The following is a 21,648-nucleotide window of genomic DNA, read 5'->3' as shown; positions in this document are numbered from 1 at the left end:
GCTGGGCGCACGCACAGCCTGCGGACAGCTTCGGCCACTTCCATGGACTCATCAGCCAACCCGGCACCACAGGCCAAGGAGTGAGCCATGAAGAATGACCAGCACGAGATCCGCACCCTGAACGCCCCCAGCCACGCCGTCACCCTCACCCCGACGGCGATCGCCTACCTGCTGCGCGGACGCCCCGCCGGCACCGTGCGAGTCCGGGTGCCCCAGGGTTCCGGGCTGCGGATCTCCCGCGCCTGACCACGCCACCCCCTCATGACAGTGCCCCGCCGACGTGGACGTCGGCGGGGCACTGTCATGAGCGGGTACTCAGTGCTTGGAGGCATCCTCCGGCAGCACCGGGTAGGGCGTCGCTGGCAACTGGTTGCGCACGTCGCCGGGGTGCGGCACCTTGCCGATCTGCACCTCGTCGCCGCCGACGCCGTGGCCGTCGGTCATCGATGCGTAGTCGAAGGGGTGCTGTCCGGACAGGACCTCGCGGACCCGGCCGACGTCGATGGTCCTGGTCCACGTGCCCACCAGCAGGGTCGCCACCGCATTGCCGGAGAAGTTGGTGATGGCGCGGGCCTCGGACATGAAGCGGTCGATGCCGACGATGATGCCGACGCCGTCGAGCAGCTCGGGGCGGTGGGCCTGCAGGCCGCCAGCCAGCGTGGCCAGGCCGGCGCCGGAGACACCGGCGGCACCCTTCGAGACGATCATCATGAAGACCAGCAGGCTGATCTGCTCGCCCATGCCCAGCGGCTTGCCCATGGCATTGGCGATGAAGATGGAGCTCATCGTCAGGTAGATGGCGGTGCCGTCCAGGTTGAAGGAGTAGCCGGTGGGCACCACGATGCCGACCGTCGACTTCTGCACGCCGACGTGTTCCATCTTGGCCATCAGGTTGGGCAGCGCGGACTCCGAGGAGGAGGTTGCGAAGATCAGCAGGTATTCCTTGGCCAGGTACTTGACCAGCTGGAAGATGTTGAGGCCGGTGAAGACCTTCAGCACCAGGCCCAGCACGACGAAGACGAAGAGGAAGTGGAGATGAAGTTCAGGATGGGCTCGCCCTGCTTGCCCATCTTCTGCACGGCGAAGCCGATCAGCAGGGCGACGAAGAGGGTCTGCAGGACCTTCTCGCCCACCAGCGGACTGAACAAGCTTTCGGGGACGATGGACTGCAGGAATTCGACGGTGCCGTGGCCCTCCGCGCCGGCCTTCTCCGCGTACTCGGAGCCGGAGCCGGCCTTGATGTGCAGGTTGCTGCCGGGGTGCAGGAAGTTGCCCACCACAAGGCCGATCGCCAGCGCGAAGGTGGACATGGTGATGAAGTAGGCCAGCGCGATGCCGCCGGCCTTGCCGACGCTGGCCGCGGCCTTGACCGAGCCGCTGCCCCAGCACGATGGGGCAGAAGATGACCGGGCTGATCATCATCTTGACCAGGCTGACGAAGGTCTTGCCGATCCAGGCGCAGCTCTTGGCGAACTCGGGGGCGACGACGCCGCCCACGATGCCGGCAATCACGGCAACGATGACGCCGATGTAGAGCCAGTGGGTGTTGTCCCGCGCGGGCTACTTCGGTTCGACGACGACCGGTGGACGGTCAAGCTGTGCTGACATGCGCACTCCTTCGTGGCAGGACGGACTCTTGCGCGCCCGACCCTACGACGGGGTGACCAGCTGGTTGAAAGCGTAGGTCGAGTCACGCTTGAGGCTGTGCCTCCTGACGGGGCGCGAGTCCCGATGGTGGCGGTTCCCCAGCCCTGGACGCAGGTCCGGGTGGGGAACCGCACATCGATCGCCGTGCCGGTGCGACCCCCCAGAGGTCCTGTGTCGGGGCGGGCCACCATCCTTGGTCCACCGGTCGACGGCCCCGAGCCCCGGCCACATCATCGCGATGACCCAATTATGATGCACTGCATAACAATCAGGAAATCCCGTGCCCACAAGTCTTCAGCGGCCCGAACGGGTCGTCCCCCGGCGGGGTGGTGCGGTCAGCGGATCCTCCGGCCATGGATGCCTCGGATAGCGGCCGCGGTTCTCCGCCCGCACCCCTGGATAGGCATTGCTCCAGAAGGAGGCCAGGTCGTCGGTGATCGCCAGCGGACGCTGCGCCGGGCTGAGCAGGTGCATCAGCACCGGCACCCGGCCGTCGGCCACCGTCGGCGTGGTCAACAGGCCGAAGCACTCCTGCAACTTGACGGCCAGCACCACCCGGTCCGACGGGTCATCGGGGTAGACCAGCCGGATGTGGGAACCCGTGGGCACCTCGAGCCGTTCGGGCACCAGCTCGTCCAGCCGTCCCGCCGCGGGCCAGGGCAGCAGGCGGCGCAGGGCCTGGGCGAGGTCCAGAGTCGCGGCCTGGCGGCCCGACGCCAGCGCCTCCAGCTCGGGCGCCAACCAGGCGTCGGCGCGCTCCAGCAGGTCGGCCTCCGCCATCGAGGGCCAGGGGTCCCCCATCACGTGGTGCAGCAGCGCCAGGCGCCGTCGCAGCCCGAGGGCCGCCTCCGGCCAGCTGAGCAGACCAGGAGCATCCAGCCCCAGACCGTGCTCCCGCAGGGCATCCAGCACGGCCCGGCGCCCCTGCTCGACGGTGGGCGCCACCCGCACGGCCCCCAGCTCGATCGCTCCCAGCGCCTCCACCCGACGGGCCGTCACCCGTCCGTCGCTCCAGCTGGCCTCGAGACGCTCCCCCACCAGGTGTTCCGCGGCCTGCTCGGCCACGTCCCGGGTGATCGGAACCGCACGGCGCACCACCGCACCGGTGGCATCCCGGGTATGGCTGCGCGCCGCGTCGGTCACCGCCAGCCACTCGTGGCCCGCCAGCGACGAACCTCGCTCCAGGACCGCACCGGTGCCGGAGGCCAGCAGGTAGGAGGTGGATTCCGGTCCGCCACGACGCCGGGCGATCCGGTCCGGGAAGGCCAGCGCCGCCACCAGCCCCAGGGCCCCCGGATCCTCCCGGGAACGGGCGGAGGATTGTCTGCCCAGCAAGGATTCGAGCCGCTGCGTCTCCTGCTTCCACCGGGCGGCGGCCGGTGCACCACCGCGCCGCAGTTGACGCTGCAGGGCCTCCAGGTCCCCGCCGGGAGCGCGTTCGTCGAGGCTCAGCAGCGCGACGGCCCGCGCCGCCGCCCCGGCTCCGACCAGCTGCGCGCCGTCCAGCAGGGCACGGGCGAGCCGGGGGTCGGCGGGGACGCGCGCCATCCGTCGGCCCCGTTCGGTGGCACGGCCGTCTGTGTCCAGGGCGCCCAGCCCCTGCAGGGTCTGCTCGGCCAGTGAGGCGGCCGCCGGTGGCAACTCGTCGGGCAGCGCCATCCCCACGCCGCGGGGAGCGCCCCAGCAGGCCAGGTCCAGCACGGCCTGGGTGAGGTCCGCGGTGGCCACCTCGGGTGTGGGGAAGGGCCGCATCCGGGGCCAGTCGTCGGCCGAGAAGCAGCGGATCGCCAGACCCGGACCCAGCCGCGCGGCGCGGCCCGAGCGCTGTTCGGCCGAGGCGCGGGCCTCGCTGATCGTGACCAGGCCACCCATCTGGCGGCCGACGTCGAAGCGGGGTTCGCGAGCCAGTCCGGCGTCGACGACGATCCGCACGCCCGGCACTGTCAGGGAGGACTCGGCGACGGCGGTGGCCACCACCACGCGCCGGCTGCCGTCGTCGGTGAGCACCCGGTCCTGGCTACGGGCATCCAGCGAACCGCTCAGCGCATCGGCCTCGATTCCCAGGTTCTGCAGCCTTTGCGCGACGCGCTCGGCCTCCCGGGCGCCGGGGACGAAGACCAGCGCGCGGCCCTGCTGGGTCTGGCCCATGGCCTCGGCCGTGACGCTGGCCAGATGGTCCAGGAAGGCGTCGGTGATGCCACGCTGGTCCAGTCTCATGACGCCGGGCGGCGCTGGCGCCCAGCGGATCTCCAGGGGGTACAGGTCCGCGGCGACGGCGACGACGGGAGCCGGCACCCCGTCCTCCCGGTGCTCCCCGAGCAGGCCGGCCCAGCGCTCGGCATCCAGCGTCGCGGACATCACGACCACCCTGAGTTCGGGGCGCAGTTCCCGCAGCTCCCGCACCATGGCGAAGGCCAGGTCACTGTCCAGGGAACGTTCGTGCACCTCATCGAGGACTATGGCGCCGGTCCCGTCCAGGGCGGGGTCGTTGAGCAGGCGACGCACCAGCACGCCGGTGGTCACGAACTCGACGCGGGTGGCGGCGCTGGTGCGGTTCTCCCCGCGGATGCTGAATCCCACCTCGCCGCCAAGCGCTCCTCCGGACAGGTGCGCCAATCGTCGAGCCGCGGCACGGGCTGCGATCCGCCGGGGCTGGGTGACCACGACCCGCCCCTCACCGGCGCCGAGCAGGTTGGCCACCAGCGGCGGGACGAGAGTGGTCTTGCCGGTGCCGGGCGGCGCCTGGACCACGGCGATGCCTCCGGCCAGCGCCTCCCCCAGCTCCTCCCGGGCGTCGGTGACGGGCAGCCCGGCCCCGATCCGCGCAAGATCAAAGGTCATGGGCTCGAAGGTCATGGGCTCCATTCTCGCAGCGCCGCCCCCACGACGCCTGTGTACCGAGCCCGCCACGAGAATGCACCGCCCGTGCGCCCGGGGCCGCCCTTCCCCTGCGGGGCGGGAGCGGCCCCGCCACACCCGCGGTCGATTCTCGTGGTGGGCCCTGCCCCATCGCGTTTGGTGCGGCCCACGGCGCCGGCCGCAGCTGCCCGGCCACGGCCCGCGCACCCGCTCGGGTTCCCGAAAGCCGCGTGGGTTCCTGCAATCCGAGTGTGTTGCAACACGAGCGGATCCCAGAAACCCGCGCGGCTGACGCAAACCCACTCGGATGCCTGGACCCGAGCGCCCCCCGGGATCCGGGCTCTGCGGCGGATACCGTGGGAGCATGAGCGACAGCACCCCCAGCCAGACAAAAGAGATCCTGCTCAGTTACCTCGACACACAGCGGGGATCCCTGCTGTGGAAGGTGGAGGGCCTCGACGAGGGCCAGCTGCGGCGCCCGATGACCGGCACCGGCACCAACCTGCTGGGTCTGGTCAAGCACCTCACCGCCGTGGAGTACGGCTACTTCCAGATGTCCTTCGGACGCCCCTACCCGGATCTGGAGAACCTGCGGATGGACGCGGACCGAAACCTCGACTTCTATGCCACCGCCCAGGAGCGGGCCGACGAGATCATCCAGGGCTATCGGGATGCCATCGCTGCCTCGCGCCAGACCTGCGCCGAGCTGGACCTCGATGCCGTCGCCCAAGTCCCGTGGTGGCAGGAGCCCACCACCCTCGAGCGCCTGGTCGTCCACGTCACCGTCGAGACCGCCCGGCATCTGGGCCATGCGGACATCGTGCGGGAGCAGATCGACGGCAAGGCCGGCCTGACCGCCACGAATGACAACATGTGGGGTCAGGGAACGGAATTCTGGGAGGAGCACCTGACCAGGCTGCGCACCCTCGCCAAGCAGGCCGAGGTGGGCGCCCTGGATGCCGTCGCCCAGAACCCGAAGGAAGACCAGAACTGAGGCCATGATGACCAATCCCCCGTGGGGCCAACCCTCCGCTGTCCCAGTTGGCCCCGGGCCGCACTACCCGAACCTCTTCGGGGCTCCGCTGGCGAACCGCCCACCGGTGCTGCCGCCGGGCCGGTTGGGCATCGGGGGGCTGTTCCGCGCCACGTGGGAGGTCTGCAAGCGCAAGGGTCTCCTGCTGTTGGGAATCAGCCTGGTCAGCGCTCTGGTGGCCGTGGTAATCATGTTCTTCCCCGCGGTCATTGTCATCATGCTGGGCGTCTTCAGCCTCATCGCGGGTTACGAGGACCGGAAGTACGATCCGCGTCCGGTGCTCACCATGGTCATTCCGGCCATCCTGGTCTGCGCGACGCTGATGGGTGCCGTGGCCGTGTGGCTGTGGGCACGGTTCACCTCCATGATGGTGGCGGTCGTCGACCAGACGGTGCGCGGCTTCGACGCGACGTGGAACTCTGCGGAGAACCAGACCCGTGACGCCACCGGCCGGGCAGGGACCCTGATCATGATCGGCGCCGCGCTCGGATTCGGGCTGGGCGCCATGCTGTCGGTGCTGTTCGTGACCATCACCGCCGGCGACAACTGGCTCTCGGACACCGCCGTCCTCGTCACAGTGGGTCTCTTCCTCACGGCCCTCCTGATCGGCCTCTACCTGCAGATCCGGCTCGTCTACAGCCTGCAGGCCCTCGCTCTGGAGGGCCACCGGGGCCTGGGCGTGCTGCGGCGTTCGCTGGCCCTGACCAGCCGCCGCTTCTGGGGCACGTTGGGGCTGCTGATCGTCGGTGGTGCGCTCCCCTACCTGCTGAACACGACGGTCAACTTCACCAATGAGGCCATCCGGGACAACCAAGACCTTGCCCCGCTGGCCGTGGTCACGGGCCTGCTGGGCCTGGCGCTCAGCTTCCTCGTCGCGGTGTGGACGACGATCTGGCAGACCCTGATGTACGTCGACGTGCGTCGCTTCGAACAGGGCGGGCCGGGCGTGGCAGTGCCCCAGCCGATGCCGGTGCAGCCGCAGTGGCCGACACCCGGCTACCCTGAGCCACGGGCGCCCATGGCACCCGAGCCACCCATGGCACCTCCCCCGCCCGTCGCTCCACCGGCGCCGGGCATCCTCGACGACTCCAGTCCCTGGGCGCGCAGGGACGGCGAAGGATTCTGATGACGATCAAGCTGGCGGTCTTCGACCTGGACCACACCCTGCTGCTGACCGGGAGTCGGATCACCCCGGAGGCGGCAGCCGCGGTGAAGGCACTGGTGGCCGACGGGTTGGACGTGGCCCTGGCCAGCGCCCGGCTGGACGAGTCGATGGCCGTGGTGAACGAGGCCATCGGCGTCCCGCTGACTCGGATCAGCTACAACGGGGCCCTCACGAAGCTGGCCGACGGCACCGTGGTGCACGAGGTGGGCTTCGAGGTGACGCCCGAACTGGCGCGGGCCCTGGCGGCACTGACCGTCGTCGACGACCACGGCCAGGGTGCCATCGACGTCTACACCGATGACGGCCGCTGGTTGGCCTTCGGCAATCCCGAGGCAATTGCCCGCGAGGAGCACGACACCTGGTGCGTCGCGGACACCCACGCACCCGTGGCCACCGCGGAGGACCTCGCCGGCCTGCGCTGCCGCAAGATCCTGTGTGAGGGGCCGGATGCGCACATCGGGGAACTGGAGGCGGCCGTCGCCGCCATCGACGGGCTGAACCTGACCCACTCCGGCATGGGCCTGCACGACATCTGGCCTGTCACCTCCGGCAAGGGCAATGCCCTGAAGGCCCTGTGCGAGCACCTGGGGCTGGCACCCGACGAGGTGATCGCCTGCGGTGACTCGGCCACCGACGTGCCGATGCTGACCTTCGCGGGCACCTCGATCGGCGTGCAGCCCTGCGCCCCCGCCGTCACCGAGGTGGCCACCCACCTGGTCACCGGCGCCGGGCAGGACGAGCTCTTCCAGACCGTGCGACGTCTGGCGGGGCTTCCCACCAGCTGACCTGTTCTCCCGCGCTCCCGCCCCCGCCGCCAGACGCTCGGGTTCGTGACAGCCGCTCGGGTTCGCGTGATCCGAGTGTGTTGCAACCCGAGCGCCTCGCAGGAAGCCGAGCGTCCTTGGGAGACCCGCGATATGGCCGCACCCGATGCGGCACGATGGGTCCATGCCCAGAACCAGGATCGTCGGCCGCTGGACCCGCTTGGGGATCCGCAAACAGTTGACCACCGTCGCCGTGCTCCTGGTGGCGCTTCCCCTGTGCATCGGCATCCTCCTGCTGGCCAACCTGCTGACCAGCTCGCTGTCCAATGCCCAGGTCACCCAGGCCCGGGAGGTGGCCCACCGCACGGCCGCGTATGCCGGGGAACGCGGCCCCGCGGCCATGACCAGCTTCCAGCTCGACGATGGATACCGTGCCCAATTGGTCGACAGCTCCGGCGCAGTGGTGTGGACGTCGAACTCCCACTACACCAGCCCCTTGAGCGAGATGCGCCCCCAGCCGGGCGACGCGGAGCAGGAGGGGGCGGTGCGCTGGTGGGGCCCCGGGGACCGCAATGAGCACCGTGACCTGGTGGTGGCCCAGGGCATCACCCACGCGGGGGACCCCTATGTGGCCATCGTCGCGACCTCCCAGGAGGACCAGCAGTCTGCGGTGACCGTCACGACGGGCCTGCTGCTGGCCTGCGTGCCGCTGGTGATGCTGGCCGCCGGCCTGACGGCCTGGTGGGTGGGTGGCCGCGCGCTGGACCCCGTCGACGAGATGAATGCCCGCGTCTCGCGGATCACGTCCTCGACGCTCGATGAGCGCGTGCCGCTGCCGGAGGCCCCGGACGAGCTGCGTTCCCTGGCCATCACGATGAACCAGATGCTGCAGCGGTTGCAGGCGGCGCACGAGTCCCAGCGTCGCTTCATCTCCGACGCCAGCCATGAGCTGCGCTCCCCGATGGCCAGCCTGTCGGGTGCCCTGGAGATCGCCGCATCCGATGACCGGATCGAGACCTGGCGGGAACTCTCGCCACTGATGCAGACCGAGGCGAGCCGGCTCTCGGAGCTGGTGCAGGACCTGCTCGCCCTGTCGCGCAGCGACGACGGGGGTCTCGAGCTCACCATCACGGAGACGGACCTGGATGACCTGGCCGCGCAGGAGGTGGCCCGGTTGCGCCGCACCGCCACCGTCGAGGTGACCTCCAAGATCACCGCCACCCGGATCGAGGCCGACCCCACCCAGATCGGCCAGGTGCTGCGCAACCTGTGCGACAACGCCGCCAGGCACGCGAGGAGCCGGGTGCACGTGGACGTCCGTCCTCTGGAGCATGCCGGCGCGATGATCCGGGTCGAGGACGACGGCAATGGCATCGCCACCGCGGACCGGGAGCGCGTCTTCGAGCGCTTCGTCCGGCTGGAGGAGTCGCGGTCCCGGGACCAGGGCGGGTCAGGGTTGGGTCTGGCGATCGTCCACCAGATCGTCACGGCCCACGGCGGAACGATCCGTGTCGACGGGTCGGAGATGGGTGGGGCCCGTTTCGTGGTCACGCTCCCCGGCCCGCGCTGAGCCTCCGGCCACCTGCTGCATGGCCCGTGCCAGACGTTCGAGCAGTTCCTCGCGTTCCAGCGCCTCCGGGTCCTTCTTCTCCTGGTCCTGCCTACGTCGCCGGCGGACCTCATAGACGGCGATGACCAGCGCAAAGAGGACGGGTTTGACCTGCCCCAGGTGGTCGAAGAACCAGATGAACCACCACGGCGGGGTCCAGTCCGGGATCCAGGAGAAGTCGAGGTGCGGCCAGGGGATGTCTGGCCAGTCGATGTCCGGCCACGGGATCCGCGGCAGGTGCCAGTCCGGCAGCAGCCCCAGCAGCCATGCGATGACGGGCGCGAGCAGCAGCTTGATGAGGGCACCGATCCCCAGCAGGGGCAGCAGCACCCCGACGACGGCCACCAGCACGTCGAGCGACGCGTAGGCCCACGGGTGGCGCCGTTCCCGCGTCAGCCGTCGGGCGGCAGGCGATCCGGCCTCCGGCTCCAAGTCCACCTCGCGGCCATCGATGCGCAGGGTGACGCGCTTGACGCGCCCGGTCCGGGTCCGGCGCAGGTCGGCCTCCAGCCCAGGCACGGATCCCTCGTCGCAGGTGAGCGTGGTCCGGGTCTCGAGGGTGTCCTTGTGCAGCAGCAGCTCGCCGTCGCGGCGCAGCTCGACGTGGGTGGTGATCCGGCCACTCGTGGTGGCCACGTGGTCCCGCCCGCCCAGACGCAGGAACCACCGCTGCTCGTGGGGCCGTCGCTCAACCAACGATGGGGTGTCTGGCGTAGTCATCCATGCAATCATCGCACCTTGGCGGGTGCAAGGGCTGTCGGCCGCAGGGATGAGGTGGGATCAACCTGCGGCCGACACGGCGGCTCACTCCATGGCGAGCCGGTAGCCCACGCCACGCACCGTCTGGATGGTGTGCTCCCCGAAGGGGGTGTCCAGCTTCTTGCGCAGGTAGCCGACGTAGACCTCCACTACGTTCGGGTCCCCGTCGTGCTCGGAACCCCAGACCCCGTCCAGGATCTGCGCCTTGGTGACCACGGCGCCCTTCTGCTGCATCAGGTAGGCCAGCAGGTTGAACTCTCGCGGGGTGAGGTCGATGGAGTGCTCGCCGCGCTTGACCAGGTGGGTGGCGGGGTCCAGCACCAGTCCCTTGGCCGTCAGCTGGGCGGGGCGTTCGCTGCCGCCGCGCCGGGCCAGTGCCCGCAGCCGCGCATTGAGCACGACGAAGCTGAAGGGCTTGGTCAGGTAGTCGTCGGCGCCCAGGTCGAAGGCGTCGGCCTGGTCCCACTCGCCGTCCTTGGCGGTGAGCATCAGCACCGGCGTCCACACGTCATTGGCGCGCATCTGCTTGAGGATGTCGTAGCCGTTCATCAGCGGCAGCATGATGTCCAGGATGACGACGTCGTACTCGCCGTGCACGGCCTTGAGGCATCCCTCCTTGCCGTCGCGTGCAAGGTCGACGACGTGCCCCTCGCCCACGAGTCCGCGGCGGGCCACCTCCGCGAGGGACCGATCGTCTTCCACCAGCAGCAACCGCATCGTCACTCTCCTGCCTGCGTGGCCTTCCAGTCGGCCATCTCCTCGGGATGGGCTTCAGCATAGGCCCGGACCCTGGCCTGCATGGTCGAGTTGATCTTGCGGGAGCCCAGCAGGACGGCGACGAGCAGCCCGGCGAGCACGATCCAGCCGGCCCGGGACAGCCAGGTCTGGGCCACCTCCCCCAGCACCCAGAGCACTCCGACGGTGCCGCCGGCCCACAGGATCCCTCCCGCGGCATTGGCCGCCAGGAAGGTGGGGTAGTGCATGCCCATCGTCCCGGCCAGGGGCCCCGCCAGCATCCGCAGCAGGGCGACGAAGCGGCCGCCAAAGACCGCTCCCGAGCCGTAGCTGCCCATCAACTCCCGGGCCCACCCCAGGTGTGCCGGGGTGACGTGGTGGGGGAACCGACGCACCATCCACCCCAGCAGTTGGTTGCCCTTCTCCCGGCCCACCCAGTAGCCGATCGAGTCGCCGATGATGGCCCCCGCGCTGGCAACCAGGGCGATCCCCATCGGATGGAAGGCCGCCGCCGGGTGCCGCGAGGCCAATGTGGCCGCGATCAGTGCCGTCTCACCGGGCACCGGGATGCCTATGCTCTCCACCCCGATCAGCAGTCCGATCGCCACGTAGACCAGTGGCCCGGGCAGCGTCTGCAGCAGCCAGGTGAGGTTCATCGCTTCTCCTTGTCAATGGCCAGGTCATGGCCCTTGGACGATGATGCACCCGTGGCGGGTTCGCTGTCCTCGGGACACAGCCGGCCCTCAAACCTGGTCACAGATGGTGCACACCGCCGCTCGGGCCTGCTCGCGTGCCTCGTCGAAGGGCACATTGCCAATGGCCACGGCAATCAGGGCGACGGCGTGGGCGCTGTAGGCCGCGTAGGACAGGTTGCGGGCCCGGTGGTGGTCCAGGCTCGGGTGCCGTGTGAGCAGCCGCATGCAGATGGCGTCCACCACAGCGGCATCCTCCCTGCGCCGCTCCTCGCTACGCCCCGTCCCGGGAGGAAGGCCGTCGAGCAGGAAGGTGCGCACCAGGGTGGGTTGGCGTCGGACACTCTCGTACCAGGGGTCGAACATGGTGTGGACCTCCCCGGCGAAGTCCCTGTCGCTCGGCGGACAGGCCTCGATCCGGGCGATCCTGCCCAGGAAGGCGATGCTCTCGTCCTCTCCGAACATCTTGGCCAGCAGGGGATCGTAGCCCTGGGCGGTGAACAGGTCACGCGCAGCGGCCAGCACCCTGGCCTCCCGCTGTGCCCGCCCGGACTGTCTCACCCCCACGCCTCGGACGATATCGGTGCGCTGGGTCCACCCAGGACCAGTCACGTGGCCTCGGACGAAGGTGACGGTGCGGGACCCGGGCAGACCGCTGACTAGTTCATCGGGCTGCTGCCCAGGGTCACCTCTGCGGAGCGCCGAGCACCCGATGACCCGTCGAGCCAGGTCATGGTGACCCGGTCCCCCGGCTCCTTGCCGGCCAGCACCTCACTGAGCACGGCGTGGGAGGTGATCGACGTCTGGTCCAGCGAGGTGATGGTGTCACCGCGGGACAGGCCGGCTGTGGCTGCCGGGCCACCACTGACCACCGAGGCGACGCTGATGCTGCCGTCGTCGAGGGTGCGGACGGAGACCCCGAGGTAGGCATTGGGGCCGACCTTCACCGTGCCGGACTCATTGCCGGAGCGAATCTGGGTGATGATCCCCATCGCTCGTTCGATGGGCACCGCGTAACTGGCGACAGTGGTGTTCTGGGTGCGGATGCCGGAGCTGGCCTGCTGGCCGGCGGTGGTCATCCCGACCACCTCGCCCTCGGCATCGAACATCGGGCCACCCGAGTCCCCGGGTTGCGCACCGGCGGTGGTCTTGATGACGTCGCTCAGCTCCTCCTTGCCACTGGCCGAGGTCTCGTTGCTGACGGTGATGGAGCTGGTCAGGTCCTTCACCGTGCCGGCGGCGGCGCTGAGATGGCCCTGACCGTTGGCATTGCCGACGGCGGTCACGGCATCCCCGGTGGACAGCTGGTCGTCGTCGAGGGTGACCGTCTGCAGCCCCTCTGCCCCCTCCAACTTCAGCAGGGCGACGTCATTGCTGGCGTCATGCCCGACGACCGTTGCCTGGTAGGTCTTCTGGCTGCTGGCCAGCTGTACCCGCAGGGCGGTGCTCGACTGCACCACGTGGTAGTTGGTCAGCACATAGCCGTTGTCCGTGACCACCATGCCGGTGCCCGCCGAGCGACCCGACGCGGTGGTTGCCTCGATCAGCACCACGCCCTTGCCCTGCGCACTGGTGACCGAGGCCTGTGAGGCGCCGGTCGACTGCTCGTTGGTGGTGCCCTGCTGGTCTTCCTGGTCCTGTTCGTCCTGCGGGTCCTGATCGTCGACGCCCCAAGGATCCCACGGCTCTTCCTCCGCGGGCGTGCCCGATCCGTCCTGGGTGCCGCCGGTCTGGGTGCCACCAGTCTGGGTGCCACCGGTCTGGGTGCCGGGATCCTCCTGCGTCGGTGCCGGCTGGATTGAGGTCTGGCCACCGGGCAGGAGCTCACCGGCCGTCCGGGCCAGGGCAGGCGCCTGGAGCACGGCCATTCCCGTCATCAGGCTCGCCGCGAAGACCGCGAGCAGTGCATTGGGGCCGCCGGACCGACGGGCCGTCGATGGCGACGTGCTGGCGGCAGGCACACCGGTGGGCGGCGCCCACGCTGCGAGCTGGGGCCCCGTCGGCCGCTGGCCACCCTGCTGTCCGGCACGGGGCCCCGCGACACCCGGCTGGGGCGCCGACGGGTGGGCGGCGGTGGCCGCCGCCGAGCCGATCGCCGCACTGAGGGCCAGGGGCATCTCGGCCTGCGGCAGCTGGATCGTCGGTTCCACCGAGTCCTGCGCGCCGACGGCGCCGGGGATGACCTGGGTGGGCTCGGGCTGGGCCGTCTCCTCGGAGGCCGCCCGCGTCCAGAACCACTCCGCATCGTCCAGGCGGCGCGTGGACTCGTCGGGGTGGTTGTTTCCGGAGACACCGTTCGTCATGCATCCAGTGAACGTGGCGGATCTGCGAAAACCCATGGCATCGGCTGTGAGGAAGCTGTGAATCCCCGCTCACGCCACGCCGGTCACGCACGCACCCAATGCCTTGCCCCGCTTGAAAGAATGGCCCCCATGACCTCTTTCTCCCGCGAGTGGCGCTGGGTGCGTCCGCTGCTGCTGGCCCTCGCCTCGGGGGTGGCGACGTTGGGTGTGTGGCGCTTCTTCGTCGTCACCACCCGCGGCCAGCTGCTGGACTCCATCGCCTATCTGGGCGCCGCCATCGGCCAGAGCCACGTCGCCGACCGCCTGCAGCGGGTCCTGGAGACCGTCTCGGTGGGGGCCATCGCGTTGGTGATGCTCCTGGTGGCCCTGGTGGCCGTGCTGCGCCGCCGCTGGATGCTGGCGCTGGAGGCCGCCGCCCTCGTGGCGGCCGCCAACCTGTCCACCCGGGTCCTGAAGTACCACCTGCTCTACCGCCCGCTGCTGGTGGACTGGGAGGGTCTGCACCACAACTCCTACCCCAGCGGGCACACCACCGCTGCCGGCTCGGCCATGGTGGCCGCCGTGCTGGTGGCACCCAGGAGCCTGCGCGCACCGGTGGCCATGCTGGGCGCGCTGGTGATGATGCTCTTCGGCTACGGCACCCTGGCGGCCCAGTGGCACCGCCCCTCGGACGTGGTGGGTGCCTACCTGGTCTGCTTTGCCTGGGCCTTCGGCGCCCTGGCCGTCGGTGCGCTGCGGCAGCGAGTGCTGGCCAGCCGCACGTGGGGTGATTCGCCCCGCCCGGAGGCCGATCGTCCCTCGCGCGCGGTCCCGGGCCTGATGGTGCTGCTGGGCTGCATCGCCACGGGGGTGGCCGCGGTCTGCGGCTGGGCCACCTGGCAGGTCGACGACGTCTTCACCACTGTCTTCTCCGAGCAGTTGATCGCCTATCTGGGCGGTGCGGCCGGCCTGTGCGGCGTCGCGATGGCGGGGATGGGCGTGCTGCTGCGGCTGGTACAGCTGCACGACGCCCGCGCGGCTGCCCTCATCTGAGGATCAGGGCAGCAGCGACGCGATGACCTCGGCGGCCGGGACCTCCTGGGCCGCCGCCCAACCAGTGCCCGCCCAGCCGGAGACCTGCGAGGAGTCTCCCCGGGCCGCGGCCGCGGCCCGCAGCGGCTTGGTGATCTGGTCCACCTGCGGGTAGACCGCCGGCGCCTGGTCGTCGTGGGCCAGCAGGAAGTCGTTGACCAGCCCACGCGCCGGACGCCCGCTGAAGGCTCTGGTGACCTTCGTCCCCCGGGCCGTGACCAGCAGGTCACGGTGCGCGGCGCTGGTGCCGGCCTCGGGGCAGCGGAGGAAGGCGGTACCCACCTGGACCGCGACGGCCCCGGCTGCCAGCAGCCGCTGTACATCGCCCCGGGTGGCCACGCCACCGGCGGCAATGAGCGGGAGCCCCAGACCAGTCAGCTCGGGGATCAGGGCCAGGGCATCGCGACGGTTGGGGATCTTGGTGACGGCATGTGTGCCCCGATGGCCGCCCGCGTCGAATCCCTGCGCCACCAGGGCATCTGCCCCCACCGCGGCCGCGGCTCGGGCCTCCTCGGCGTCGGTCACGGTGACCAGGACCCGGCTCCCCGCCCGGTGCAGGGCGGTCACCTCCTCGGCCGTCGGGCAGCCGAAGGTGAAGCTGACCATGGCGACGGGGTGCACCTCCAGCAGGAGCCGCAGCTTGTCCTCGTAGTGGTCCCGGTCCCCCCAATCGGGCCTCCCCACTCCCTCACCGAGCCGCTGTGAGTAGAGGGCCACGGCATTCTCGTCGCGGCGCCTGTCCGTGGGTCCCGGGACGAAGAGATTGACGCCATGGGGCGAATCCCCCAGGCCCGCGGCCACCATCCGGTCCGACAGCTCCCCCAACCGACCCTCCAACTGGGCTGCCGTGAGGTAGCCACCCGGCAGGAAGCCACCGGCACCCGCCGCGGTCACCGCGGCGAGCAGTTCCGGGCTGGTGGGGCCACCGGCCATCGGGGCAAGCATCAGGGGCAGCGCGATCGGAAGTTTCATCGGTCCTCCTGGAATCTTCGGGTGAGCAGCGAGGCCATCTCGGGGCAAGCCTGCCATGCCTGCGTCCGGCGCGGGAGGTCATGGTCTCGGTCCTCACGCCAGGCCCCCCGAGAATCGACCCCGCTGCCGTCACGAGGATCAGCTGCCGCGCAGGGAGTGGGCACCCGGATGGCAGGCAGTGGTCGATTCTCGGGGCGAGTCGGGGCGCGAGTCCCCCGAGGACGCGAAACGGGCCGCCCATCGGGAGAGGACGAGCGGCCCGTTGACGCTTGCTGCGAGGACCGTCAGACCCGCGGGTCCTCGGTCTCATCGGTGACGACCTCCATGGTGGAGGTGTCCACCATGGAGCCGGCACCCTCACCGGGAGCCGTGGGTTCCACCGCGAAGTGGAAGTCGTCCCCGTGGGCCGTGACGCCCTCGACAATGGCCTTCTCCACCGCAGCCTTGGCGTACTGGCCACGCACGATCATCGGGTCCCGCGCCAGGTCCTTCACCAGCGCGATGGCCATGCCGATCATGATCACCATGAAGGGCAGACCGGCGACGATGATGATCTGTTGCAGGCCGCCCAGCGCATCGGAACCGCCGGTGACCAGCATGATGGCGGCGACGGCGCCGGTGGCGATGCCCCAGAAGATGACGCTCCACCGCGACGGCTCGATGGTGCCGTTCTCGCTCAGGGTGCCCATCACGATGGAGGCGGCGTCGGCGCCGGAGACGAAGAAGATGCCCACCAGGACCATGACCAGCACGGAGGTGACCTTGGCCCACGGCATGGTGTCCAGCAGGGCGAAGAGCATGGCCTCGGAGGAGCCGGCCTCGCTGAGCTTGGCGCCGATCCGCTCAGAGTTGATGGCGGCGCCACCGAAGATGGCGAACCAGACCAGGCTCACCACGGACGGCACCAGCAGCACACCGGAGACGAACTGGCGAATGGTGCGGCCCTTGGAGATGCGGGCGATGAACATGCCCACGAAGGGGGTCCAGCTGACCCACCAGGCCCAGTAGAAGATGGTCCAGCCGGCCAGCCAGTCGGAGGTCTTGTCCCCGCCGCTGACGCCGGTGCGGGCGCTCATCATCATCAGGTCCTGCAGATAGGTACCCAGGGTGGACGGGATGAGGTTGAGGATGAAGACGGTGGGGCCGACGACGAAGACGAACAGGGCCAGCACCAGGGCCAGCACCATGTTGATGTTCGACAGGTACTGGATGCCCTTGCCGACGCCGGAGACGGCGGACAGGATGAAGCAGATGGTCAGTACGGTGATCAGCACCACCAGGAACTTGTTGGTGGCCTCGTCGAGCCAGCCGACGATCTTGGCGCCCTCGGCGATCTGCAGCGCGCCCAGGCCCAGCGAGGTGGCAGAGCCGAAGAGGGTGGCGAAGATGGCGAAGATGTCGATGACCTTGCCTGCCGGGCCGTAGGTCTGGCGCTTGCCCAGCAGCGGTTCGAAGACGGCGCTGATGGTCAGCGGGCGGCCCTTGCGGAAGACGCCATAGGCGATGGCGACACCGACGATGGCGTAGATGGCCCACGGGTGCAGGCCCCAGTGGAAGAGGGTGGTGGCCATGGCCTTCTTCACGTCGGCCTCACCGGTGCCGGGCGGCGGGGTGACGAAGTGCGCCAACGGCTCTGCGGCGCCGTAGAACATCAGACCGATGCCCATGCCGGCGCTGAACATCATGGCGATCCACGAGGTGGTGGTGAACTCGGGTTCCTCGCCGTCGCGGCCCAGCGGGATGCGGCCGTAGGGGCTGATTGCCAGCCACAGGACGAAGAAGACGAAACCTGTGGCGGCCGTCGCGAAGAGCCAGCCGGTGTTCTTGACGACCCATTCCAGGCCGTGCCCGGAGGCCGCGTTGAGCTGGGCGGGGGCCACGGCACCCCAGATGACGAAGGCAATGGACAGCACCGCAGTGATGCCGAAGACCACCTTGTCGAGTTCACCGGGGCGTTCGTGCTTGAGTGCCTCGGCCGACGGCTCGAGGGCAGGGTGCGCGTTCTCCAGCACCTTGCCCTGGCCGGTCAGGCGGGCGACGCCACCGTGGACGTCCAACAGGTCTCGCGGGTGCCCAGCGGACAGCGGGCTGCCGGCACGCTGCTTGTTCCCGACGGGTCGGGCGGCGGACCGGGGTTTCTTGCGATCACGGCGACGAGAGCCCGGCGGATTCAGGTCTTTTGGTCGATCTTGCTCGGCCATGTAGATGTGCCTCCTGGGATTGACGATCGTCATGACGTTATCCACGAGCGGGGCCACTCTCCTAATTCACCGGTGATCTCGGGGGGCGCCCGTCATAGTTCCCAGATCCTCGTCGATTTCGCTTGAGAGCACCGATTCACTCGGTGCGACTAGGAGCTTTACTGGTCCGCTGATTCATCGGGAAGAGAGCTTGAGCAGGGGTTGAGGTGAGTCTGCCCCAGAGACCCAGAGGGCGCCCGCGCCAAGGGCCGGGGCACGATGAAGGCCCGGCAGGAGACGAATCTCCCACCGGGCCTCCCGCGCACCGGAGCCAATCTTGGGGCCTGGCCCCGTTGATGCCGCTCAGGTCACTTGCGCTTGCGGCCGATCACCAAGGTGGTTGCACCGGCGACGACCAGCCTGAGGCCGGCCACCAGCCCACCGACGGTCAGGTCATTGCCCGTGTTGGGCAGCATCCGCGAGCTCACGGAACGCTGGGGAGCCTGCTCGATCTTCGGCGTGGATGTCTCGGGAGCCTTGCCTGCGGGGACATTCTTGGCCGGAGCCTCGTCGTCGGCCTGCAGCATGGGCAGATCGGGAGCCGGGGTCTCGGACGGCTTGGGCGCCGGGGTCTCGGAGGGCTTCGGGGCGGGGGGTCTCCTCGCCCTTCTCCAAGGTCACGGCCTTTCAATCCCTTTTCGGGGGAAATTGAACAACAAACAATGTCAGTGGTGGAATCGGGAGATTCACTCACACCGAGACATGACACGGGCCCGGTTCCTTGAAGGAACCGGGCCCGTGTGTGTTGGTTGGATGCCGTCAGCCGGCAACCACGACGTAGAGGGTCCGTGGTCCGTGCACGCCCTCCACGCGGCTCAATTCGATGTCGCTGGTGGCCGAGGGGCCGCTGATCCAGGTGATCGGCTGCTGCTGCTTGACCGAGTCCTGCAGGCGTCCGACGGCCTCGGGGATGTCCGAGACCACCTGATCGGTGCGCACCACGCATATGTGCGCGTCCGGCACCAGGCTCAGGGCACGACGGCCCTGGTCGTCGGCGTGGTCGAGCATGATCGTGCCGGACTCGGCGGCCCCGACGCGTGCCGCGGTGACGACAGCTCCGGCGGCGTTGAGCTGGTCATTGGTCAGCTGCGGCTCGTCCGACAGGATCGTGATGCCGGCCGCCTCGACGGCGCTGCGCCACGCGGCCGGGAGGCCGACGGGCAGGATGGCGTCCTTCGCCTCGATCGATGTCAGTCCGTCGACGACGGCCTGGGCGATCTCCGCCTCGGAGCCGCCGACGCGCACGACGGTGGCCTTGTAGTCCTCGACGCGCTCGACGAAACGGCCGATCACGTCGTCCATGGCGGTGGGCTGCTCATAGCGCCAGGCCACGGGGACGTCGAGGGCCGGGTCGGTCTCCTTGACGTCGGCGAGTGCCTTGCGCACCCGCTGGAGGATCTCGTCCTTCGCGTTCACTTCTGGTCTCCCTTGGCCTTGTTGCCGTTGTTCTTCTCACGTTCGTCCCACCAGGCGCGGAAGCTCTGCGTGGGAACCATCGGCACGTCGCGCGCGCCGGTCCAGCGGTTCAGCGGCCCGGGGATGGGTCCGATGTGGTCGAAGAACCTGCCGAGCACCTTGCCCCCGACCTTGGTCTCCGCACCCAGGGCAGCGCCCCACAGCTTGCCGTTGCCGAACATGACGCTGGTGGCCTTCATGGCGATCGGCTCGAAGTGCACGTTGTAGCTCTTGCGCTGCTTCTTCGCCTCAACCGCCTTGTGGCGCTCGTGGATGAGCAGCTCCATCAGCGGGATCTTCACCGGGCAGACGTCATTGCACGCGCCGCACAGGCTGGACGCGAAGGGCAGCGAGCGGTCCACCGGATTCTTCATGCTGCGCAGCTGCGGGGTGAGCACGGCGCCGATCGGGCCCGGGTAGACCGAGCCGTAGGCGTGGCCGCCGACCTTCTCGTAGACCGGGCAGACATTGATGCAGGCACTGCAGCGGATGCAGCGCAGCGCCTCGCGGCCCACCTCGTCGGCGAGCACGTCGGTGCGGCCGTTGTCGATCAGGACGACGTGCATCTCCTGCGGGCCGTCGCCTTCGCGCGGGCCGGTCCACAGCGAGGTGTAGGGGTTCATCCGCTCGGCGGTGGAGCTGCGCGGCAGCAGCTGCAGGAAGACCTCGAGGTCGGCGAAGGTCGGGACGATCTTCTCGATGCCCACGACGCTGATCAGGGTGTCGGCCAGGGTCAGGCACATGCGGCCATTGCCCTCGCTCTCCACCACGCACAGCGTGCCGGTCTCGGCGACGGCGAAGTTGGCACCCGAGATGGCGACGTGGGCGCGCATGAACTTCTCACGCAGGTGTGCACGGCTGGCCGCGGCGAGGTTCTTCGGCTCGGTGTCGAGGTCCTCGGGTGCGGCCTTGCCGTAGTTGCCCATCTCCTCCAGGAAGATCTCGCGCACCTCGGACCGGTTGCGGTGGATGGCCGGCACGAGGATGTGCGACGGGCGGTCGTGGCCCATCTGCACGATCAGCTCGGCCAGGTCGGTCTCCCAGGCGGCGACACCGTTGGCCTCGAGGGCCTCGTTCATGTCGATCTCCTGGGTGACCATGCTCTTCACCTTGACGACCTCGGGCAGGTCCTCGGGGCCGAGCTTGCCCTTGACCAGGCCGACGATGATCTCGTTGGCCTCCTTGGCGTCGCGGGCCCAGTGGACGGTGGTGCCGGCCTTGGTGAGGTTCTCCTCCAGCTGGACGAGGTAGTCGTCGAGGTGTCGGCCGACGCGATTCTTGATCGCCTCGCCGGCCGAGCGCAGCTCTTCCCAGTTCTCCAGCTCGGCGGTGACGCGGGTGCGCTTGGCGCGGATGGTGCTCATCGCGTGGTGCAGGTTCTTGCGCTGCACCGGGTTGGCAAGCTCGCGCTTGGCCGCGTCGGGGAACAGCGGCGAGTCCACCAGTTCGCCCTGCGGCGGGGCCGGGGTGAGGCGGGCGGTCCCATGGTTGTTCTTGGTCACCAGGTTGAGCTGGGTCCTCTGGGTGGAGCGGATCTCTCCGGTCTCGTTGGTCATCGTGTGGCTCCCGTCAGGCTGGCGTCGGTGCTGGCCAGGATCTCGGCCAGGTGGATCGGCTTGATGCCCGCATTGCCCCGGTTGAGGACGCCGGAGATGTTCAGCAGGCAGGAGTTGTCGCCGGCCACCAGGTATTCGGCGCCGGTGCTGGCGACATTGCGTGCCTTGTCAGTGGCCATGGCCACGCTGACGTCGGGGTTCTTCAGGCTGAAGGTGCCGCCGAAGCCGCAGCAGCGGTCGGCGTCGGGCAGCTCGACCAGCTGCAGTCCACGGACCTTGCTGAGCAGCTGGTAGGGCTTGTCGCCCACCTTGGTGACGCGCACCGAGTGGCAGGTGGGGTGGTAGGTGACACGGTGCGGGAAGTAGGCACCGACGTCGGTGACACCGAGCACGTCGACCAGCAGTTCGGTGAAGTCGTAGGTGCGGCTGGCGGCGTCCTCGGCGGCCTTGACCAGGCCGGAGTCCTTGGCGTGACGGGCGAGCATCGGGTGCTGCTCGCGCACCGCACCAGTGCAGGATCCGGACGGCGCGATGATGTAGTCGTAACCCTCGAAGGCCTTGACGTAGTTGCGCACCAGCGGGACCGACTCGTCGAAGTAGCCGGAGTTGGTGCTCATCTGGCCGCAGCAGGTCTGGGCCTTGGGGAACTCGACGGTGCAGCCCAGCCGCTCCAGCACGGTGACGACGGCCTTGGGTGTCTCGGGGAACATCGCGTCGTTGATGCAGGTGGCGAACAGGGCGACGCGCTTGCCCTGTCCGGGGAGGGTGGGACTCATGCGGAGCTCCTT

Annotated in this window: 18 protein-coding genes and 2 pseudogenes; 6 read left to right on the top strand and 14 right to left on the bottom strand. The window is 69.5% G+C overall.

From position 1 onward, the window contains the following. Positions 1–87: 87 nt before the first annotated feature. On the top strand, positions 88–246 hold the full coding sequence (locus tag EDD41_RS16910) for a hypothetical protein (protein WP_170165341.1): 159 nt from the start codon (positions 88–90) through the stop codon (positions 244–246). 69 nt (positions 247–315) lie between these two features. Here EDD41_RS16910 and EDD41_RS17570 read toward each other — a convergent pair. The 3 genes and pseudogenes from EDD41_RS17570 to hrpB all read right to left on the bottom strand — a co-directional run bounded on the left by EDD41_RS17570 (position 316) and on the right by hrpB (position 4,503). Next, a pseudogene (locus EDD41_RS17570) lies at positions 316–1,316 on the bottom strand (cation:dicarboxylate symporter family transporter). Between the two features lie 124 nt (positions 1,317–1,440). Then, a pseudogene (locus EDD41_RS17860) lies at positions 1,441–1,497 on the bottom strand (hypothetical protein); the annotation flags it as partial. Positions 1,498–1,941: 444 nt separating this feature from the next. Then, positions 1,942–4,503 carry an ATP-dependent helicase HrpB gene (gene hrpB / locus EDD41_RS11010; RefSeq protein WP_211336636.1) on the bottom strand — a complete coding sequence of 854 codons (2,562 nt, stop codon included), beginning with the start codon at positions 4,501–4,503 and terminating at the stop codon, positions 1,942–1,944. A 367-nt stretch (positions 4,504–4,870) separates the two neighbouring features. On the opposite strand from hrpB, the gene EDD41_RS11005 reads away from it, so the two are divergent. The 4 genes from EDD41_RS11005 to EDD41_RS10990 all read left to right on the top strand — a co-directional run bounded on the left by EDD41_RS11005 (position 4,871) and on the right by EDD41_RS10990 (position 9,038). Further along, positions 4,871–5,500, top strand: a complete 630-nt coding sequence (locus tag EDD41_RS11005; protein ID WP_094763541.1) for a DinB family protein — start codon at positions 4,871–4,873, stop codon at positions 5,498–5,500. Positions 5,501–5,504: 4 nt separating this feature from the next. Next, on the top strand, positions 5,505–6,665 hold the full coding sequence (locus EDD41_RS11000) for a glycerophosphoryl diester phosphodiesterase membrane domain-containing protein (protein ID WP_123575933.1): 1,161 nt from the start codon (positions 5,505–5,507) through the stop codon (positions 6,663–6,665). Next, entirely contained in the window at positions 6,665–7,489 is an 825-nt protein-coding gene (locus EDD41_RS10995; RefSeq protein ID WP_094763539.1) for an HAD-IIB family hydrolase, read from the top strand. Before EDD41_RS11000 ends, EDD41_RS10995 begins: the two co-directional genes overlap by 1 nt. A 163-nt stretch (positions 7,490–7,652) precedes the next feature. Next, a complete protein-coding gene (locus EDD41_RS10990) occupies positions 7,653–9,038 on the top strand; it encodes a HAMP domain-containing sensor histidine kinase (RefSeq protein WP_123575932.1) in 1,386 nt (461 codons plus the stop codon). On the opposite strand, the gene EDD41_RS10985 is transcribed toward EDD41_RS10990, so the two are convergent. From EDD41_RS10985 to EDD41_RS10965, 5 genes are all read right to left on the bottom strand, one after another. Further along, complete coding sequence (locus tag EDD41_RS10985; protein ID WP_148060538.1) at positions 8,919–9,797, bottom strand: hypothetical protein; 879 nt, start codon at positions 9,795–9,797, stop codon at positions 8,919–8,921. The genes EDD41_RS10990 and EDD41_RS10985 overlap by 120 nt on opposite strands. 84 nt (positions 9,798–9,881) lie before the next feature. Beyond that, positions 9,882–10,553 carry a response regulator transcription factor gene (locus EDD41_RS10980; RefSeq protein WP_094763537.1) on the bottom strand — a complete coding sequence of 224 codons (672 nt, stop codon included), beginning with the start codon at positions 10,551–10,553 and terminating at the stop codon, positions 9,882–9,884. Between the two features lie 2 nt (positions 10,554–10,555). Continuing rightward, positions 10,556–11,227 carry a DedA family protein gene (locus tag EDD41_RS10975; protein ID WP_094763536.1) on the bottom strand — a complete coding sequence of 224 codons (672 nt, stop codon included), beginning with the start codon at positions 11,225–11,227 and terminating at the stop codon, positions 10,556–10,558. An 87-nt stretch (positions 11,228–11,314) separates the two neighbouring features. Then, entirely contained in the window at positions 11,315–11,824 is a 510-nt protein-coding gene (locus tag EDD41_RS10970) for a hypothetical protein (protein ID WP_148060537.1), read from the bottom strand. Between the two features lie 98 nt (positions 11,825–11,922). After that, positions 11,923–13,566 (bottom strand): trypsin-like peptidase domain-containing protein, encoded by a 1,644-nt coding sequence (locus EDD41_RS10965; protein ID WP_170165340.1) that lies wholly within the window; start codon positions 13,564–13,566, stop codon positions 11,923–11,925. Positions 13,567–13,695: 129 nt separating this feature from the next. On the opposite strand from EDD41_RS10965, the gene EDD41_RS10960 reads away from it, so the two are divergent. Beyond that, positions 13,696–14,598 carry a phosphatase PAP2 family protein gene (locus EDD41_RS10960; RefSeq protein WP_170165339.1) on the top strand — a complete coding sequence of 301 codons (903 nt, stop codon included), beginning with the start codon at positions 13,696–13,698 and terminating at the stop codon, positions 14,596–14,598. 3 nt (positions 14,599–14,601) lie between these two features. On the opposite strand, the gene EDD41_RS10955 is transcribed toward EDD41_RS10960, so the two are convergent. From EDD41_RS10955 to EDD41_RS10925, 6 genes are all read right to left on the bottom strand, one after another. Then, positions 14,602–15,609 (bottom strand): nitronate monooxygenase, encoded by a 1,008-nt coding sequence (locus EDD41_RS10955; protein WP_123575928.1) that lies wholly within the window; start codon positions 15,607–15,609, stop codon positions 14,602–14,604. Between the two features lie 284 nt (positions 15,610–15,893). After that, positions 15,894–17,843, bottom strand: a complete 1,950-nt coding sequence (locus EDD41_RS10950) for a BCCT family transporter (protein ID WP_245995621.1) — start codon at positions 17,841–17,843, stop codon at positions 15,894–15,896. A gap of 314 nt (positions 17,844–18,157) precedes the next feature. Further along, positions 18,158–18,376 (bottom strand): LPXTG cell wall anchor domain-containing protein, encoded by a 219-nt coding sequence (locus EDD41_RS10945; RefSeq protein WP_123575927.1) that lies wholly within the window; start codon positions 18,374–18,376, stop codon positions 18,158–18,160. Between the two features lie 232 nt (positions 18,377–18,608). Continuing rightward, the gene (locus tag EDD41_RS10935) at positions 18,609–19,265 is read right to left on the bottom strand and encodes a LutC/YkgG family protein (protein ID WP_123575925.1); all 657 of its coding nucleotides are present in this window, start codon (positions 19,263–19,265) and stop codon (positions 18,609–18,611) included. Continuing rightward, a complete protein-coding gene (locus tag EDD41_RS10930; protein ID WP_094763529.1) occupies positions 19,262–20,860 on the bottom strand; it encodes a LutB/LldF family L-lactate oxidation iron-sulfur protein in 1,599 nt (532 codons plus the stop codon). The genes EDD41_RS10935 and EDD41_RS10930 overlap by 4 nt, the downstream gene beginning before the upstream one ends. Further along, on the bottom strand, positions 20,857–21,636 hold the full coding sequence (locus EDD41_RS10925) for a (Fe-S)-binding protein (RefSeq protein ID WP_094763553.1): 780 nt from the start codon (positions 21,634–21,636) through the stop codon (positions 20,857–20,859). Before EDD41_RS10925 ends, EDD41_RS10930 begins: the two co-directional genes overlap by 4 nt. Positions 21,637–21,648: the final 12 nt, after the last annotated feature.

Origin of the sequence: Luteococcus japonicus (assembly GCF_003752415.1) — a bacterium.
Taxonomy (GTDB): domain Bacteria; phylum Actinomycetota; class Actinomycetes; order Propionibacteriales; family Propionibacteriaceae; genus Luteococcus; species Luteococcus japonicus.
The sequence above is the reverse complement of the archived record's forward strand: the minus strand, read 5'-3'. Positions and strand labels throughout refer to the sequence as shown.

Coding starts and splice junctions, on each gene's coding strand:
- EDD41_RS16910 (WP_170165341.1), top strand. CDS start 88: ATGAAGAATGACCAGCACGAGATCCGCACCCTGAACGCCCCCAGCCAC.
- hrpB (WP_211336636.1), bottom strand. CDS start 4,503: ATGACCTTCGAGCCCATGACCTTTGATCTTGCGCGGATCGGGGCCGGG.
- EDD41_RS11005 (WP_094763541.1), top strand. CDS start 4,871: ATGAGCGACAGCACCCCCAGCCAGACAAAAGAGATCCTGCTCAGTTAC.
- EDD41_RS11000 (WP_123575933.1), top strand. CDS start 5,505: ATGATGACCAATCCCCCGTGGGGCCAACCCTCCGCTGTCCCAGTTGGC.
- EDD41_RS10995 (WP_094763539.1), top strand. CDS start 6,665: ATGACGATCAAGCTGGCGGTCTTCGACCTGGACCACACCCTGCTGCTG.
- EDD41_RS10990 (WP_123575932.1), top strand. CDS start 7,653: ATGCCCAGAACCAGGATCGTCGGCCGCTGGACCCGCTTGGGGATCCGC.
- EDD41_RS10985 (WP_148060538.1), bottom strand. CDS start 9,797: ATGACTACGCCAGACACCCCATCGTTGGTTGAGCGACGGCCCCACGAG.
- EDD41_RS10980 (WP_094763537.1), bottom strand. CDS start 10,553: ATGCGGTTGCTGCTGGTGGAAGACGATCGGTCCCTCGCGGAGGTGGCC.
- EDD41_RS10975 (WP_094763536.1), bottom strand. CDS start 11,227: ATGAACCTCACCTGGCTGCTGCAGACGCTGCCCGGGCCACTGGTCTAC.
- EDD41_RS10965 (WP_170165340.1), bottom strand. CDS start 13,566: ATGACGAACGGTGTCTCCGGAAACAACCACCCCGACGAGTCCACGCGC.
- EDD41_RS10960 (WP_170165339.1), top strand. CDS start 13,696: ATGACCTCTTTCTCCCGCGAGTGGCGCTGGGTGCGTCCGCTGCTGCTG.
- EDD41_RS10955 (WP_123575928.1), bottom strand. CDS start 15,609: ATGAAACTTCCGATCGCGCTGCCCCTGATGCTTGCCCCGATGGCCGGT.
- EDD41_RS10950 (WP_245995621.1), bottom strand. CDS start 17,843: ATGACGATCGTCAATCCCAGGAGGCACATCTACATGGCCGAGCAAGAT.
- EDD41_RS10945 (WP_123575927.1), bottom strand. CDS start 18,376: ATGCTGCAGGCCGACGACGAGGCTCCGGCCAAGAATGTCCCCGCAGGC.
- EDD41_RS10930 (WP_094763529.1), bottom strand. CDS start 20,860: ATGACCAACGAGACCGGAGAGATCCGCTCCACCCAGAGGACCCAGCTC.
- EDD41_RS10925 (WP_094763553.1), bottom strand. CDS start 21,636: ATGAGTCCCACCCTCCCCGGACAGGGCAAGCGCGTCGCCCTGTTCGCC.